Origin of the sequence: Enterobacter sp. 01-M-03-SI-ECC, from assembly GCF_047530215.1 — a bacterium.
GTDB classification, from domain to species: domain Bacteria; phylum Pseudomonadota; class Gammaproteobacteria; order Enterobacterales; family Enterobacteriaceae; genus Enterobacter; species Enterobacter chengduensis.
The window spans coordinates 1-15,881 of record NZ_JBLKDA010000017.1 but is presented as its reverse complement, the minus strand read 5'-3'; the positions used below and the strand labels follow the sequence as shown (position 1 = coordinate 15,881).

General features: G+C 58.7%; 10 protein-coding genes. 3 read left to right on the top strand and 7 right to left on the bottom strand.

Going from position 1 to position 15,881, the window contains the following annotated elements; genetic code table 11:
* Positions 1-31: 31 nt before the first annotated feature.
* Positions 32-2,383, bottom strand: a complete 2,352-nt coding sequence (gene lptD / locus ACMWKK_RS15825; protein ID WP_112781631.1) for an LPS assembly protein LptD — start codon at positions 2,381-2,383, stop codon at positions 32-34.
* Positions 2,384-2,622: 239 nt separating this feature from the next.
* Here lptD and djlA point away from each other — a divergent pair, with 239 nt between their 5' ends.
* Positions 2,623-3,438, top strand: a complete 816-nt coding sequence (gene djlA / locus ACMWKK_RS15820) for a co-chaperone DjlA (protein ID WP_045327669.1) — start codon at positions 2,623-2,625, stop codon at positions 3,436-3,438.
* 39 nt (positions 3,439-3,477) lie between these two features.
* Here the strand turns inward: djlA and rluA are convergent, their stop codons facing one another.
* The 6 genes from rluA to araB all read right to left on the bottom strand — a co-directional run bounded on the left by rluA (position 3,478) and on the right by araB (position 13,704).
* Positions 3,478-4,137, bottom strand: coding sequence for a bifunctional tRNA pseudouridine(32) synthase/23S rRNA pseudouridine(746) synthase RluA (rluA, locus tag ACMWKK_RS15815; protein WP_008502014.1), 660 nt, complete (start codon positions 4,135-4,137; stop codon positions 3,478-3,480).
* Between the two features lie 12 nt (positions 4,138-4,149).
* On the bottom strand, positions 4,150-7,056 hold the full coding sequence (gene rapA / locus ACMWKK_RS15810; protein WP_112781632.1) for an RNA polymerase-associated protein RapA: 2,907 nt from the start codon (positions 7,054-7,056) through the stop codon (positions 4,150-4,152).
* A gap of 129 nt (positions 7,057-7,185) precedes the next feature.
* A complete protein-coding gene (gene polB / locus ACMWKK_RS15805; RefSeq protein ID WP_112781633.1) occupies positions 7,186-9,543 on the bottom strand; it encodes a DNA polymerase II in 2,358 nt (785 codons plus the stop codon).
* A gap of 155 nt (positions 9,544-9,698) precedes the next feature.
* The gene (gene araD / locus ACMWKK_RS15800; RefSeq protein ID WP_161656296.1) at positions 9,699-10,394 is read right to left on the bottom strand and encodes an L-ribulose-5-phosphate 4-epimerase; all 696 of its coding nucleotides are present in this window, start codon (positions 10,392-10,394) and stop codon (positions 9,699-9,701) included.
* Between the two features lie 87 nt (positions 10,395-10,481).
* A complete protein-coding gene (gene araA, locus ACMWKK_RS15795; RefSeq protein ID WP_112781635.1) occupies positions 10,482-11,984 on the bottom strand; it encodes an L-arabinose isomerase in 1,503 nt (500 codons plus the stop codon).
* 10 nt (positions 11,985-11,994) lie between these two features.
* Positions 11,995-13,704, bottom strand: a complete 1,710-nt coding sequence (araB, locus tag ACMWKK_RS15790) for a ribulokinase (RefSeq protein ID WP_112781636.1) — start codon at positions 13,702-13,704, stop codon at positions 11,995-11,997.
* Positions 13,705-14,041: 337 nt separating this feature from the next.
* On the opposite strand from araB, the gene araC reads away from it, so the two are divergent.
* Positions 14,042-14,887: an arabinose operon transcriptional regulator AraC gene (gene araC, locus ACMWKK_RS15785; protein ID WP_045327681.1), complete on the top strand. Its 846-nt coding sequence runs from the start codon at positions 14,042-14,044 to the stop codon at positions 14,885-14,887.
* A 128-nt stretch (positions 14,888-15,015) separates the two neighbouring features.
* Positions 15,016-15,783, top strand: coding sequence for a DedA family protein (locus ACMWKK_RS15780; RefSeq protein ID WP_045327682.1), 768 nt, complete (start codon positions 15,016-15,018; stop codon positions 15,781-15,783).
* The last annotated feature ends 98 nt before the right edge of the window (positions 15,784-15,881 follow it).

Genomic DNA, 15,881 nt, shown 5'->3' with positions numbered 1-15,881 from the left:
GCAAAGCGGATTACGTTGCAAATCAAGCACATTACAAGGCGCTACTGTACGGCAGAATATTCGAGCGCAGCATTTTCTGGGTACCCAGACCGTAGTTGGAACTCAGGCCGCGTAGCTCGAAGTTAAAGCCAATCACGTTATCGTATTTGCTCTGATTGTTTTCAGTGTTCCAGCCGTTAAGCTTACGTTCGTAACCGACACGCAGCGCGTAACAGCAGGAGTTATATTGCAGACCTACCATCTGGTCAGCAGCTTTATTGGCGTTGGTGTCGAAGTAGTACGCGCCCACGATTGACCACCTGTCGGCGATTGGCCAGCTTGCTGCACCACCCACCTGCGAAATACCGTCTTTATACTGCTCTGCAGTACCGTAGTTCGGTAACGTCGCCTGAATATATTCCGGGCTGGCATAACGATAGGTCAACTGCACCATACGATCTTCATCCCGGCGGTACTCAATGGCTGCCGTGCTGTTGGCGATATTGTCGAGACGGGTATCATATTGCACGCCGCCGCGCAGGCCCCAACGATCGGTCATACGCCAGTAGGTGTCGCCAGCCCAAATCAGCGAACCTGTCTTGTTATCTTTCTCCCACTTGATATTGTCATCGCCCGTGCGAGACTCGGTGAAATAGTAGATTTGACCAACAGAAACGTTAAAACGTTCAACGGCGGCATCATCATATACGCGTGTTGTGACCCCGGTCGTTACCTGGTTCGCTGAAGCGATGCGGTCAAGGCCACCGTAGGTACGGTCGCGGAACAGGCCGCTGTAGTCAGACTGCAGTAATGAGGAGTCGTAGTTATTGATGTTGCTCTGATCGCGATAAGGCACGTACAGGTACTGCATACGTGGCTCCAGCGTCTGGGTATAGCCATCGGCCAACAAGGCCATATCACGCTCAAAGATCAGCTTGCCATCCATTTTAAACTGAGGGAGCGTCCGGTTGACCGACTCTTCCAGATGAGCATTGTTAGTTGCGTTGTAATTATCGATATTTTTTTGCTGATAGTGAGTCGCCATCAGCTTGGCTTCGGTATCCAGACTTGCCCAATCGTTGGACCACGGTAGATTGATCGTCGGCTCGAGGTGAACACGCGTGGCTTCAGGCATGTCCGAATCTGTGTTAACGAAATGCACCGCCTGAGCGTACACATGGGTGTCGAATGGACCCACATCATTCTGGTACCAGTTAACGTCCAGCTGCGGCTCGGCGCCATAGGTACTCGCCGTTTGGTCAGAAAACACCTGGAATTGCTTGGTCGAGACCGTTGCATCAAAGTTTTGTAACGCATAGCCTACGCTGAATTTCTGCGTGGCATAGCCATCCGTACTCGAGCCGTATTTCGACGAGAAGTCATTAAAATAAGACGAATCGCTAACCTTGGTATAGTCAACGTTAAAGCGCCACACCTGATCCATCACCCCGGCATGCTGCCAGTAGAATAGCCAGCGGTGCTTATCGCCTTCGGTCGGATGTTCGTCCTGGAAGACTTTATCCGACGGCAGATAATCCAGCTCCATCAGGCCAGCACCGGCGTGGGTCAGATAGCGGAACTCGTTCTCCCACATGACGTTGCCGCGCTTGTGGATATAGTGCGGCGTGATCGTCGCATCCATGTTGGGCGCGATGTTCCAGTAATACGGCAGGTAGAACTCAAAGTAGTTCGTGGTGCTGTATTTGGCGTTAGGGATCAGGAAGCCCGAGCGACGTTTGTCACCCACGGGAAGCTGCAGATAAGGGCTGTAGAAAATGGGAACCGGACCCAGCTTGAAGCGGGCGTTCCAGATCTCCGCGACCTGTTCTTCGCGGTCATGGATAACCTCGCTCCCGACCACGCTCCAGGTATTTGAACCCGGCAGACATGACGTGAACGTACCGTTTTCCAGGATCGTATAGCGGTTTTCGCCGCGCTGTTTCATCAGGTCTGCGTCACCGCGACCCTGGCGACCCACCATCTGGTAATCACCTTCCCAGACGTTAGTATCTTTCGTATTCAGGTTTGACCACGCTTTCGGACCTTTCAGGATGACCTGATTGTCGTCATAGTGCACATTACCCAGCGCATCCACCGTGCGTACCGGCTCGGCCGCGCCTTCCGGCTGCTTCTGGTGCAACTGCACTTCATCTGCCTGCAGACGGCTATTGCCCTGGTTAATATCCACATTGCCCGTAAACGTGGCATTGTCAGGGTAAGTCCCTTTGGAACTGTCGGCAGTAATGGTTACCGGCAAGCTATTTGTATCGCCACTCACCAGTGGGCGATTATAACTTGGGACGCCAAGCATACATTGCGAGGCGAGATCGGCCGCCAGCCCCTGTTGACTGTACAGGGCGGTGCCAATCATTGTGGCCAGGAGGGTGGGGATACGTTTTTTCATACGTTGTATTTTATTGTTCCGTCATCAGTGGCTACGGCTTACAAACGCTCAGAGACTATCTTACTCATCTGCGCAGTACCAGCGTTAATCCTGCCCGTTTGCGTGCCAGAGTGTTAGGCTCGCTATCGAATGACGAGTATGATAAAGCAAATTATAGGCGATGTCCTTCAATTGACCGTGACTTGAACACAGTGATGATGACGTTGCGTCGGCCAGGAATATGACTATCCGGGGAGTATATGCAGTATTGGGGTAAAATAATCGGCGTTGCGTTCGCCATCATCATGGGTGCCGGGTTCTGGGGAATTGTGCTTGGGCTTATTATCGGCCATATGTTTGACAAGGCGCGCAGCCGCAAAATGGCCTGGTTTGCCAATCAGCGCGAGCGTCAGTCACTCTTTTTCTCCACCACCTTTGAGGTCATGGGGCACTTAACCAAATCCAAAGGGCGCGTCACGGAAGCCGATATTCAGATTGCCAGCGTCTTTATGGATCGCATGAACCTGCACGGCGACTCCCGTCTGGCAGCGCAAAATGCGTTTCGCATCGGTAAAGCGGATAACTATCCGCTTCGCGAAAAAATGCGTCAGTTCCGCAGCATCTGCTTCGGGCGTTTTGATTTAATTCGGATGTTTCTGGAAATTCAAATCCAGGCGGCGTTTGCCGACGGTTCACTGCATCCGAATGAACGTGATGTCCTGTACGTGATTGCGGAAGAGCTGGGCATCTCCCGCATGCAGTTCGACCAGTTCCTGCGCATGATGCAGGGCGGGGCACAGTTTGGCGGCGGGTACCACCAGCAGTCGTCCGGCGGCGCCTGGCAGCAGGCGCAGCGTGGCCCGACGCTGGAGGATGCCTGCAACGTGCTTGGCGTTAAGCCGTCTGACGATCAGACCACCATCAAACGCGCCTATCGTAAGCTGATGAGCGAGCACCATCCGGATAAGCTGGTCGCGAAAGGCTTACCGCCGGAAATGATGGAGATGGCGAAGCAAAAAGCGCAGGAAATCCAGAAGGCGTACGAGCTGATTAAAGAGAAGAAAGGTTTCAAATAAGAAAAAGCCCGACGACGTCGGGCTTTTTTTCGGGCTTTTTTAGAAGTCCACCGGGGCTTTAAACGTCATCGCGTTGCCGAAGGCCGGATGGGTGATGGTGAGCGTCTGGGCGTGCAGCTGCAGACGTGGCGCTAGCGCCAGCGCTTCCGGCGGCGCGTAAAACCGGTCGCCCAGAATCGGGTGACCTAAGGCAAGCATATGCACGCGCAGCTGGTGTGAACGTCCGGTAATCGGCTTAAGCAGGACGCGGGCGGTGTTATCCGGCGCGTACTCCAGCACTTCATATTCGGTCTGCGCGGCCTTGCCGGTTTCATAACACACCTTCTGCTTTGGCCGGTTCGGCCAGTCGCAGATCAGCGGTAAATCCACCAGCCCTTCCGCCTGCGCCGGGTGACCCCAGACGCGGGCGACGTACTGTTTTTTCGGCTCGCGCTCGCGGAACTGGCGCTTTAACTCGCGTTCCGCGGCCTTATTCAGCGCCACCACAATCACGCCGCTGGTGGCCATATCCAGGCGATGGACGGACTCCGCCTGCGGATAATCGCGCTGAATGCGCGTCATCACGCTGTCTTTGTGCTCGTCCAGACGCCCCGGCACGGACAGCAGGCCGCTCGGCTTGTTGACCACCATAATGTGTTCATCCTGGTACAGAATGACCAGCCAGGGATCCTGCGGCGGATTGTAAGGCTCCATCACCATCTTGCGCTCCGTTTACTGATGCGTCACAACGATAAGACGCAGGGCATCCAGACGCCAGCTTGCCTGATTCAGGCTTTCCAGCACCTGCTGACGGTTGCTTTCAATCGCCGTCAGCTCGTCGTCACGGATGTTCGGGTTGACGGCTTTTAACGCTTCCAGACGGGACTGCTCGGCAGACAGTTTCTCGTCGGCTTCCGCGCGTGCGGCGTCAATCAGCGCTCTGGCCGCTTTCTCAATCTGGGTTTCGCCCAGCTGCAGAATGGCGTGCACGTCCTGCTGTACGGCGTTCACCAGCTTGCTGCCCGTGTGGCGGTTTACCGCGCTCAGCTGTCGGTTGAAGCTTTCGAATTCAACCTGTCCTGCCAGGTTGGTACCGTTTTTATCCAGCAGCAGACGCACCGGCGTTGGCGGCAGGAAGCGGGTAAGCTGCAGCTGTTTCGGCGCCTGCGCTTCCACCACGTAAATCAGCTCCACCAGCAGCGTGCCCACCGGCAGCGCCTTGTTCTTCAGCAGGGAGATGGTGCTGCTGCCGGTATCGCCGGAGAGGATCAGGTCCAGGCCGTTGCGGATCAGCGGGTGTTCCCAGGTGATGAACTGCGCATCTTCGCGGGACAGCGCCACGTCACGCTCGAAGGTGATGGTGCAGCCATCTTCCGGCAGGCCCGGGAAATCCGGCACCAGCATGTGATCGGACGGGGTCAGAACAATCAGGTTCTCGCCGCGGTCGTCCTGATTGATGCCGACGATGTCGAACAGGTTCATGGAGAAGCTAATCAGGCTGGTGTCATCGTCCTGCTCTTCAATGCTTTCAGCCAGCGCCTGCGCTTTTTCACCGCCGTTGGAGTGAATTTCCAGCAGGCGGTCGCGGCCCTGCTCCAGCTGCGCTTTCAGCGCGTCGTGCTTCTCGCGGCAGGACTTGATCAGATCGTCAAAGCCGTCGGTGTTTTCCGGCGCGGCCAGGTAGCCGATCAGATCCCCATGCACCTGGTCGTAAATGGTGCGGCCCGTCGGGCAGGTATGTTCAAACGCGTCCAGACCTTCGTGGAACCAGCGCACCAGCACGGACTGGGCGGTTTTTTCCAGATATGGCACGTGGATCTGAATATCATGCGCCTGGCCGATACGGTCCAGACGGCCGATACGCTGCTCCAGCAGATCCGGGTTAAACGGCAGGTCGAACATCACCAGGTTGCTGGCGAACTGGAAGTTACGGCCTTCAGAGCCGATTTCCGAACACAGCAGCACCTGTGCGCCGCTGTCCTCTTCCGCAAACCACGCCGCGGCGCGGTCGCGTTCCACGATGGACATGCCCTCGTGGAACACGGCGGCGCGAATGCCTTCACGCTCGCGCAGAACCTGCTCCAACTGCAGCGCGGTGGCCGCTTTGGCGCAGATCACCAGCACCTTCTGGGAGCGGTGCGCGGTCAGGTAGCCCATCAGCCACTCCACGCGCGGGTCAAAGTTCCACCAGGTGCCGGTATCGCCTTCAAATTCCTGGTAGATTTGTTCCGGGTAGAGCATGTCGCGGGCGCGCTCTTCCTGGGTTTTGCGCGCGCCCATAATGCCGGAGACCTTGATTGCCGTCTGATACTGCGTCGGCAGCGGCAGCTTGATGGTGTGCAGCTCGCGTTTCGGGAAACCTTTCACGCCGTTGCGGGTGTTACGGAACAGCACGCGGCTGGTGCCGTGGCGATCCATCAGCATGTCGATCAGCTCTTTACGCGCGGATCCCGCGTTGTCGCTGTCGCTGTTCGCGGCCTGTAAAAGCGGCTCGATATCCTGCTCGCCGATCAGCTCGCTCAGGGTGTTGAGTTCGTCATTAGAGAGACGCTTGCCCGCCAGCAGCATGGCGACGGCGTCCGCGACCGGACGGTAGTTATTCTGTTCTTCCACAAACTGCGCAAAGTCGTGGAAACGGTTTGGATCGAGCAGGCGCAGGCGGGCGAAGTGGCTTTCGAGGCCCAGCTGCTCCGGCGTTGCGGTCAGCAGCAGGACGCCCGGGACGTGCTCGGCAAGCTGCTCGATCGCCAGGTATTCGCGGCTTGGCGCGTCTTCGCTCCAGACCAGGTGGTGCGCTTCGTCAACGACCATAATGTCCCACTCGGCATCGCACAGGTGCTCAAGACGCTGCTTGCTGCGGCGCACGAAGTCCAGGGAGCAAATGACCAGCTGTTCGGTTTCAAACGGGTTGTCCGCATCGTGCTGCGCTTCGGCGTAGCGTTCGTCGTCGAAGAGAGAGAAACGCAGGTTGAAGCGGCGCAGCATCTCAACCAGCCACTGGTGCTGCAGGGTTTCTGGCACCACGATCAGCACGCGCTCGGCGGCGCCGGAAAGCAGCTGTTGATGCAGGATCATGCCCGCTTCGATGGTTTTACCCAGGCCGACTTCATCGGCCAGCAGCACGCGCGGCGCGTGGCGGCGGCCCACGTCATGGGCGATGTTCAGCTGGTGGGGGATCAGGCTGGTGCGCTGGCCGCGCAGGCCGCTCCACGGCATGCGGTACTGTTCACTCTGGAACTTGCGCGCGCGATAGCGCAGGGAGAAACGATCCATACGGTCGATTTGCCCGGCAAACAGGCGGTCCTGCGGCTTGCTGAACACCAGCTTGCTGTCGAGCAGCACCTCACGCAGGATGACATTGGCCTCGTCGGTGTCCAGACGAGTGCCGATATAGGCGAGCAGTCCATTCTCTTCTTTTACGTCTTCAATCTTGAGCTGCCAGCCGTCATGGCTGGTCACGGTGTCACCCGGATTAAACATCACGCGGGTTACAGGGGAGTCATTGCGAGCGTACAGGCGGTTTTCACCGGTGGCAGGGAAGAGGAGGGTAACCATGCGCGCATCGACGGCAACGACGGTTCCTAATCCAAGTTCGCTTTCTGTATCGCTGATCCAGCGTTGACCAAGTGTAAAAGGCATAGTTGTTCGGCTCTAATCTTAAATTGCAGGCAATAGTTCGACCCCCGTCAAATAAAGACGGTCATCGAAAAATGGGTCCGGGAATGGAAAGGGCGCTATGGTACTGGATGGCAGCCATTTCGTCACGCGTCAAAATAGGCCAAGTTGCCCTGTAACCAGTGTAGCAAAGTCGTCGTCGATGAAGGGCAAAATTCCGTCGGCGACCGGCTGAAGCTGACGCGTCAGATAGTGTTCGTAATCGAGCGGTGAGTGCTGATAATCCACAGGTTCAGGGCCGTTAGTTGTCCAGACGTATTTGATGGTTCCCCGGTTCTGGTACTGCGGCGCGCGGCCGCGCTTCACGTTCTCTTCATCCGCCAGGCGCGCGGCGCGCACGTGGGGAGGTACGTTGCGCTGATATTCCGCCAGCGGGCGGCGCAGGCGCTTGCGGTAGACCAGCTGGTTATCCAGTTCGCCCGCCATCAGGCTGGCTATCGTCTCGCGCACGTAGTCCTGATAGGGCTCATTGCGGAACACCCGCAGATAGAGCGTCTGCTGGAACTGCTGCGCCAGCGGGGTCCAGTCGGTGCGCACCGTCTCCAGCCCTTTAAAAACCATCCGCTGCGCGTCGCCTTCCTGAATCAGCCCGGCGTAGCGCTTCTTGCTGCCCTGATCGGTACCGCGAATGGTGGGCATTAAAAAGCGGGCGAAATGGGTTTCAAATTCCAGCTCCAGCGCGCTGGTTAACCGCTCTTTTTGCAAATGTGCCTGCCACCAGTCGTTTACGAAGGCGACCAGCGCTTTGCCGATTTGCGCGGCGTCGTCTTCTGAATGCGCGCCCTTAAGCCACACAAAGGTGGAGTCGGTGTCGCCGTAGATGACGTCATAGCCCCGGGATTCAATCAGCGCTTTGGTCTGGCGCATGATCTCGTGCCCGCGCATGGTGATCGAGGAGGCGAGACGGGGGTCAAAGAAGCGGCAGGCGCTGGTGCCCAGCACGCCGTAGAAGGCGTTCATGATGATTTTCAGCGCCTGCGAGAGCGGCTTGTTGCCGTGGCGTTTGGCCTCGTCGCGGCCGTGCCAGATGCTGCCCACAATGTCAGGCAGGCAGTGTTTTTCCCGCGAGAAGCGTGCGCCGAGGAAGCCTTCGGTGCTGTGCTCATCATCCGGCTGGGCCATGCCCTCAACCAGCCCGACGGGATCGATCAGGAAGGTGCGGATAATCGACGGGTACAGGCTTTTGTAGTCCAGGACCAGTACCGAGTCGTACAACCCTGGACGCGAATCCATGACGTAACCGCCGGGGCTCGCCTGCGGCGGCACGTCCCCGAGGTTGGGTGCGACGTAGCCTGCCCGGTGCATTCGCGGAAAATAGAGGTGGCTAAATGCGGCAACCGAGCCGCCGTGCCTGTCGACCGCGAGGCCGTTCACCGTCGCGCGCTCCAGCAGGAACGGCATGATCTCGGTTTTGTGGAATATCTGCGTGACCAGCTCGCAGTCTTTCAGGTTATAGGTGGCGAGCGCGGGCTTATCCTGGTTAAAGCGCCGGTCGATCTCGTCCATTCGGTCCCAGGGATTGTCGATGGATTTGCCTTCGCCAAGCAGCTCCTGGGCGACCGCTTCGAGGGAGAATGACGAGAAGTTCCAGAAGGCGGACTTCAGCGCCTCGATGCCGTCGATAATCAGGCGGCCATTGGCCTGGGCGAAGAAGACGCCGTTCTTGAAGCCGTGTTCGCGCCATTCCAGCTCGCTGTTTCCGCGCCCGAGCATCAGCGGAATGCGGTAGCGCTCGGCGTGCTTTTGCAGCACGCGCAGGTCAAACTGCACCACGTTCCAGCCAATCAGGACGTCGGGATCGTAGTCGGCAAACCACTGGTTAAGCTTCTCCAGCAGCTGCGGGCGGCTGTTGACGTACTCAAGCCGGAAATCCAGCGCGGTGGCATCGCCGTTCGGCGGGCCGAGCATATAGACAACCCGATCGCCGCAGCCTTCCAGACCAATGCAGTACAGCTCGCCATGGCGGGTGGTTTCAATATCCAGGGAGACCCACTTCAGCGGTGGACGATAGTGCGGATTCGGCTTCAGGCGCGCGTTAACGAGGCTGCCGCTATGCCCTGTGCCATCAACCCAGACGGGCGCGGTGATAAAACGCTCCATCAGAAAGCGCTCCGGTGGGCGGATATCGGCTTCGTAGAGCGTCACGCCCGCCTCGCGCAGCAGTTTTTCATAGCGCATCAGCTGACGATGGGCGCGGCAGTAGAGGCCGTAAACCGGCTGTCGGTGGAAATCTTTCAGCTCAAGGGGCGTTATGCGCCAGCCGTTTTCGCCGCGCAGCAGCTGTCTGACTTTTTCGACGTGCGCTTCAGGGATAAACGCCACGGACTCCTGCGGCGGCAGCGTGACGTGCAGCGGACCGTTGTCCGTCGCCAGCCAGAACGCAACCTCGGTGCCCTGAGGCGTATCCCGCCAGTGTCGGGTCAGTAAAAAACCTTCTTGCGCCTGCGTCACGCCGTTATCCCATAAAACAAAACCAGGCCTGATTATAGCCTGGTTGAGGTGGGTTTGCTGGGGTTTTATACAGTGCCTGTTTTGCCGGTGGCGCTGCGCTTATCCGGCCTACAGCGATCGTAGGCCCGGTAAGCGCAGCGCCACCGGGCAATGATTTACTGCCCGTAATATGCCTTTGCACCGTGCTTGCGCAGGTAATGCTTATCCAGCAGGGTTCGCTGCATATCCGGCAGCTGCGGCGCGAGCTGGCGACAGAAGATCCCCATATAGGCAACCTCTTCCAGCACGATGGCGTTATGTACCGCATCCTCCGCGTTTTTCCCCCAGGCAAACGGGCCGTGGGAGTGTACCAGCACGCCGGGCATTTGCGCCGCGTCGATACCCTGTTTTTCGAAGGTTTCGACAATCACGTTGCCGGTTTCCCACTCATACTCGCCGTTGATTTCCGCATCGGTCATCAGGCGCGTGCAGGGAATGGTGCCGTAAAAGTAATCCGCGTGGGTGGTACCCGTGGCCGGAATGGGCTGGCCCGCCTGCGCCCAGATGGTGGCATGGCGGGAATGGGTATGCACAATGCCGCCGATGGTCGGGAATGCCTGATACAGCAGGCGGTGAGTCGGCGTATCGGACGACGGCTTTTTGTTCCCTTCCACCACTTCACCCGTTTCGATGCTGACCACCACCATATCGTCCGCCGTCATCACCGCGTAATCCACGCCTGAAGGCTTAATCACGAACACGCCTTTTTCGCGGTCGACGGCGCTGACGTTGCCCCAGGTAAGTGTAACGAGGTTGTGTTTAGGCAGGGCCAGGTTGGCGTCAAGCACCTGCTGCTTCAAAACTTCGAGCATTACGTTCTCCTTGCCGGGTGGCGCTTCGCTTATCCGGCCTACGGTTTTGTAGGCCCGGTAAACGCAGTGCCACCGGGAATTTCGTACTTAGCGTTTTGAACCGTAATAGACTTCGTTCCAGCGCAGCGCGTCTTTGAAGGCGGGCAGGCGGGTATCGTTATCAATCACGGTCAGTTCGATATCGTGCAGCTCGGCGAACTGGCGCATGTCGTTCAGATCCAGCGCGTGGCTGAAGACGGTATGGTGCGCGCCACCGGCCAGGATCCAGGCTTCTGACGCGGTTGGCAGGTCCGGCTGTGCTTTCCACAGGGCGTTGGCGACCGGCAGTTTCGGCAGGGAGTGCGGCGTTTCAACCGCATCGACGCAGTTCACCAGCAGGCGGAAACGATCGCCCAGATCGATCAGGCTGGCGTTGATGGCCGGGCCCGTGCGGGTGTTGAAGATCAGACGCGCCGGATCGGCTTTACCGCCGATGCCGAGGTACTGCACGTCAAGGATCGGCTTCTCTTCGACGGCGATCGACGGGCACACTTCCAGCATGTGCGAGCCGAGCACAAGGTCATTGCCGTTTTCGAAGTGGTAGGTGTAGTCCTCCATAAAGGAGGTGCCGCCCTGCAGACCGGTCGACATCACCTTCATGATGCGAAGCAGAGCGGCAGTTTTCCAGTCGCCTTCGCCCGCAAAGCCGTAGCCCTGCTGCATCAGACGTTGTACCGCCAGACCCGGCAGCTGTTTCAGACCGTGGAGGTCTTCAAAGGTGGTGGTAAAGGCGTGGAAGCCGCCCTGTTGCAGGAAGCGCTTCATGCCCAGCTCGATACGCGCCGCGTCCAGCACGTTCTGGCGCTTGTCTCCGTTGATTTGCGCCGCAGGCGTCAGGCGGTAGCTGCTTTCGTACTCGTCCACCAGCGCGCTTACGTCGCCGTCGCTGATTTCATTGACCACCTGCACCAGATCGCCCACCGCCCAGGTATTGACGGAGAAGCCGAACTTAATCTGCGCGGCCACTTTGTCGCCGTCGGTGACCGCCACCTCACGCATGTTATCGCCGAAACGCACGACCTTCAGGTGGCGGGTATCCTGTTTTGATACCGCCTGGCGCATCCACGAGCCGATACGCTGTTGCGCCTTGCCATCCTGCCAGTGGCCGGTGACCACCGCGTGCTGCTGACGCATGCGCGCGCCTATGAAGCCGAACTCGCGGCCGCCGTGCGCGGTCTGGTTCAGGTTCATAAAGTCCATGTCGATGCTGTCCCACGGCAGGGAGGCGTTGAACTGGGTATGGAACTGCAGCAGCGGTTTGTTGAGGATAGACAGGCCGTTGATCCACATTTTGGCCGGTGAGAAGGTGTGCAGCCACACCACCAGACCGGCGCATTTATCGTCGTAGCTGGCGTCGCGGCAGATGTGGGTGATTTCGTCCGGCGTCGTGCCCAGCGGTTTCAGCACCAGCTTGCACGGCAGCTTGGCCTCCGCGTTCAGCGCGTTGACGACGTGCTCCGCGTGTTTCGTCACCTGCTGTAGCGCTTCCGGTCCGTACAGATGCTGGCTGCCAATCACAAACCACACTTCATAGTTATTAAAAATGGTCATCATCGTGTCCTTAATGGGTCAGGGTTGCCGTAGTGTCCGCGGTGCTTTTGGCCGGGGCGGCGACAGGGAGATAGTGAAGTTCAGCGCTTTTTGCCCACTGCTGGTAGCGCTGATAAAGCTGTTCAAAGCGTTGCGCCTGCTGGGCGCGCGGCTGGAGCGTGTTTTCGACGGCGCTCGCCATATGCTGCTGCGCGGTCGGGATATCCGCATGGACGCCTGCGGCCACGGCGGCGAAAATCGCCGCGCCCAGCGCGCAGCACTGATCGGAGGCCACAATCTGCAGCGGACGGTTCAGCACATCGCAGCAGGCCTGCATGATCACCGGGTTTTTACGGGCGATGCCGCCCAGCGCCATCACGCTGTTGACGTCGATACCCTGTTCGATGAAGCACTCCATAATGGCGCGCGCGCCGAAGGCCGTGGCGGCAATCAGGCCGCCGAACAGCGCAGGGGCGTCGGTCGCCAGGTTGAGATCAGTAATAACCCCTTTCAGGCGCTGGTTGGCAAACGGCGTGCGGCGACCGTTGAACCAGTCCAGCACCACCGGCAGGTGATCGAGAGACGGGTTTTTTGCCCAGGCTTCCGTGAGCTGCGGCAGAAGCTGCTTTTTGCTCTCTGCGATCTGAGTTTTCAGCTCAGGATGCGCTGCCGCCAGCCGATCCAGCGGCCAGCCCAGCACGCGACCAAACCAGGCGTAGATATCGCCAAATGCGGACTGACCGGCTTCCAGCCCGATGAAGTCCGGCACCACGCTGCCGTCAACCTGGCCGCAGATGCCTTTTACCGCGCGCTCGCCAACGGTGGCTTTATCCGCCGTCAGGATGTCGCAGGTTGACGTTCCGATGACTTTGACCAGCGTGTTGGGCTGCGCGCCCGCGCCCACGGCGCCCATATGGCAGTCAAACGCGCCGCCGGAGATGGCCACGTTCTGCGGCAGGCCGAGGCGTTTTGCCCACTCTTCGCAGAGCGTGCCCACCGGAATATCGGCGGTGAAGGTGTCGGTAAACAGCGGATAGGTCAGGCTCTTGTTGATAATCGGGTCGAGCTCATCGAAGAACGCGGACGGAGGCAGGCCGCCCCAGCTTTCATGCCACAGGGATTTATGCCCGGCGCTGCAGCGACCGCGGCGGATGTCCTGCGGACGGGTCGTGCCGGAGAGCAGGGCGGGCACCCAGTCGCACAGCTCAATCCACGATGCCGCAGCCTGCGCGACGGCGGCGTCGGCACGGGTGACGTGGAGAATCTTGGCCCAGAACCACTCGCTGGAGTAAATTCCGCCGATGTAGCGCGAGTAGTCGGTTTTGCCCGGCTGATGGCACAGGCGCGTAATGGCTTCGGCCTCTTCCACGGCGGTATGGTCTTTCCACAGCACGAACATGGCGTTCGGGTTGTCGGCAAACTCCGGGCGCAGCGCCAGCACGTGGCCTTCGGCATCTACCGGAGCAGGCGTGGAGCCGGTGCTGTCGACGCCAATCCCGACAATTTCCGCCCGCTGGGCGTCAGTCAGTTCTGCCAGAACGGTTTTGATCGCCGCTTCCATCGACTCAATGTAGTCACGCGGGTGGTGGCGGAACTGGTTGTTTGGCGCATCGCAGTAGCGCCCCTCTTGCCAGCGCGGGTACCACTCAACGCTGGTTGCTATTTCCCGGCCAGTGGTACAGTCCACTGCCAGCGCGCGAACCGAATCGCTGCCAAAATCGAGGCCAATCGCAATTGCCATGGTGTTGCTCCATCGAAAAAACAGGTATGGAAGAACATTAGAGACTGGGGGCAAAAGTCGTCAGGCAGGATCCGCTAATCTTATGGATTAAATTGCTGTTACAACGGAAAGTGTGACGCCGTGCAAATATTCAATGTGGACATTTCTGCCGCACTTATAGACACTTTTGTTACTGCTCATCCGCCCGCTCTGGCGGAGAAATCAGGGGTAAAGGCTGAAACATGGCGGACGTAAAAGCGGCGTGATGCTTTTTGGATCGTTTCGCGGGCCATTTTTAAGCTGCTTTTAGTGATATGGACAATTGGTTTCCTTCATGACCCTTGGGAGAACTGAATCTATGGCCGAAACGCAAAACGATCCCCTGCTGCCGGGATACTCGTTTAACGCGCACCTTGTGGCGGGGCTGACGCCTATTGAGGCTGAGGGATATCTCGACTTTTACGTCGACCGACCGCTCGGCATGAAGGGGTATATCCTCAACCTGACCGTGCGCGGAGAGGGGATCATCAAGAATGGCGACCAGCAGTTCGTCTGCCGCCCCGGCGATATCCTGCTGTTCCCGCCGGGGGAGATCCATCACTATGGCCGTCATCCGGATGCCAAAGAGTGGTATCACCAGTGGGTCTACTTCCGTCCGCGCGCCTACTGGCAGGAGTGGCTTACGTGGCCCGCTATTTTTGCGCACACCGGTTTTTATCGCCCGGATGAGGTACATCTGGCGCAGTTCCGTGAGCTGTTCGCGCAGATTATTGAGGCGGGGCAGGCCGGTGGTCGCTACGCTGAGCTGCTGGCAATAAACCTGCTTGAACAGCTGCTGCTGCGACGGATGGAGGCGATTAACGCGTCGCTTAACCCGCCGCTGGATAACCGCGTGCGCGACGCCTGCCAGTACATCAGCGACCACCTGGCCGACAGCCAGTTTGATATTGCCAGCGTTGCCCAGCACGTCTGCCTGTCGCCGTCGCGGCTGTCGCATCTGTTTCGCCAGCAGTTGGGCGTCAGCGTGTTGAGCTGGCGCGAGGATCAGCGCATCAGCCAGGCGAAGCTGCTGCTCAGCACCACCCGAATGCCGATTGCCACCGTAGGGCGCAACGTGGGCTTTGAGGATCAGCTCTATTTTTCTCGCGTATTTAAAAAATGCACCGGCGCCAGCCCGAGTGAATTCCGCGCCGGGTGTGAATAAACGGTAAAAAAAGCTAAACAAACAGGTGAACCCGGAAAGCAACCTGTAAACTATTCAGACAATTGTTGCCTTGACGCGGTGCGGGGCGCTAAGCAGAATCGCTGATTCGTTTTCTGACCGGAATAGTTATGCAGGCATTGCTGGAACACTTTATTACCCAGTCCGTTATGTACTCGCTCATCGCCGTGGCGCTGGTGGCGTTTCTGGAATCGCTGGCGCTCGTGGGGTTAATCCTGCCCGGCACCGTGATGATGGCGGGGCTTGGCGCGCTGATTGGCAGCGGCGAGGTTAATTTCTGGCAGGCGTGGCTGGCCGGGATTATCGGCTGCCTGCTGGGCGACTGGATCTCCTTCTGGCTGGGCTGGCGCTTTAAGAAGCCGCTGCACCGCTGGTCGTTCATGAAAAAGAACAAAGCCTTGCTGGATAAAACCGAGCATGCGCTGCACCAGCACAGCATGTTTACTATTCTCGTGGGCCGCTTTGTCGGGCCAACGCGTCCGCTGGTGCCGATGGTGGCGGGGATGCTGGATCTGCCCGTCGCAAAGTTTGTGGTGCCGAACATCATCGGCTGCGTCTTCTGGCCGCCGTTCTACTTCCTGCCGGGGATCCTGGCCGGTGCGGCTATCGATATTCCTGACGGCATGCAAAGCGGTGAGTTTAAGTGGCTGCTGCTGGGCACCGCGCTGCTGCTGTGGCTGGCCGCGTGGCTGTGCTGGCGGCTGTGGCGCAGCGCGAAAGCCAGCGTCGATCGCCTGACGCGCTATCTTCCGCGCACTCGTCTTTTGTGGCTGGCCCCGCTGACGCTGGGTGTGGCGGTGGTGGCGCTGGTCGCGCTGATTCGCCATCCGCTGATGCCGGTGTACGGTGAGATTTTATTAAAAGTGGTGAGCCGTTAATGACTTTTCCCTCTCCCTGTGGGCTGAGGGATCCCCACAAAATAATGCCAGCACAGTCGGCCCCCTCTCCATTGAGGGAGAGGGTTGGGGTGAGGGGG

Bases quoted from the DNA above. Each gene is read 5' to 3' on its own strand.
- rapA (WP_112781632.1), bottom strand. From the start codon at position 7,056: ATGCCTTTTACACTTGGTCAACGCTGGATCAGCGATACAGAAAGCGAA.
- araC (WP_045327681.1), top strand. From the start codon at position 14,042: ATGGCCGAAACGCAAAACGATCCCCTGCTGCCGGGATACTCGTTTAAC.
- araD (WP_161656296.1), bottom strand. From the start codon at position 10,394: ATGCTCGAAGTTTTGAAGCAGCAGGTGCTTGACGCCAACCTGGCCCTG.
- araB (WP_112781636.1), bottom strand. From the start codon at position 13,704: ATGGCAATTGCGATTGGCCTCGATTTTGGCAGCGATTCGGTTCGCGCG.
- ACMWKK_RS15780 (WP_045327682.1), top strand. From the start codon at position 15,016: ATGCAGGCATTGCTGGAACACTTTATTACCCAGTCCGTTATGTACTCG.
- djlA (WP_045327669.1), top strand. From the start codon at position 2,623: ATGCAGTATTGGGGTAAAATAATCGGCGTTGCGTTCGCCATCATCATG.
- lptD (WP_112781631.1), bottom strand. From the start codon at position 2,383: ATGAAAAAACGTATCCCCACCCTCCTGGCCACAATGATTGGCACCGCC.
- araA (WP_112781635.1), bottom strand. From the start codon at position 11,984: ATGACCATTTTTAATAACTATGAAGTGTGGTTTGTGATTGGCAGCCAG.
- rluA (WP_008502014.1), bottom strand. From the start codon at position 4,137: ATGGTGATGGAGCCTTACAATCCGCCGCAGGATCCCTGGCTGGTCATT.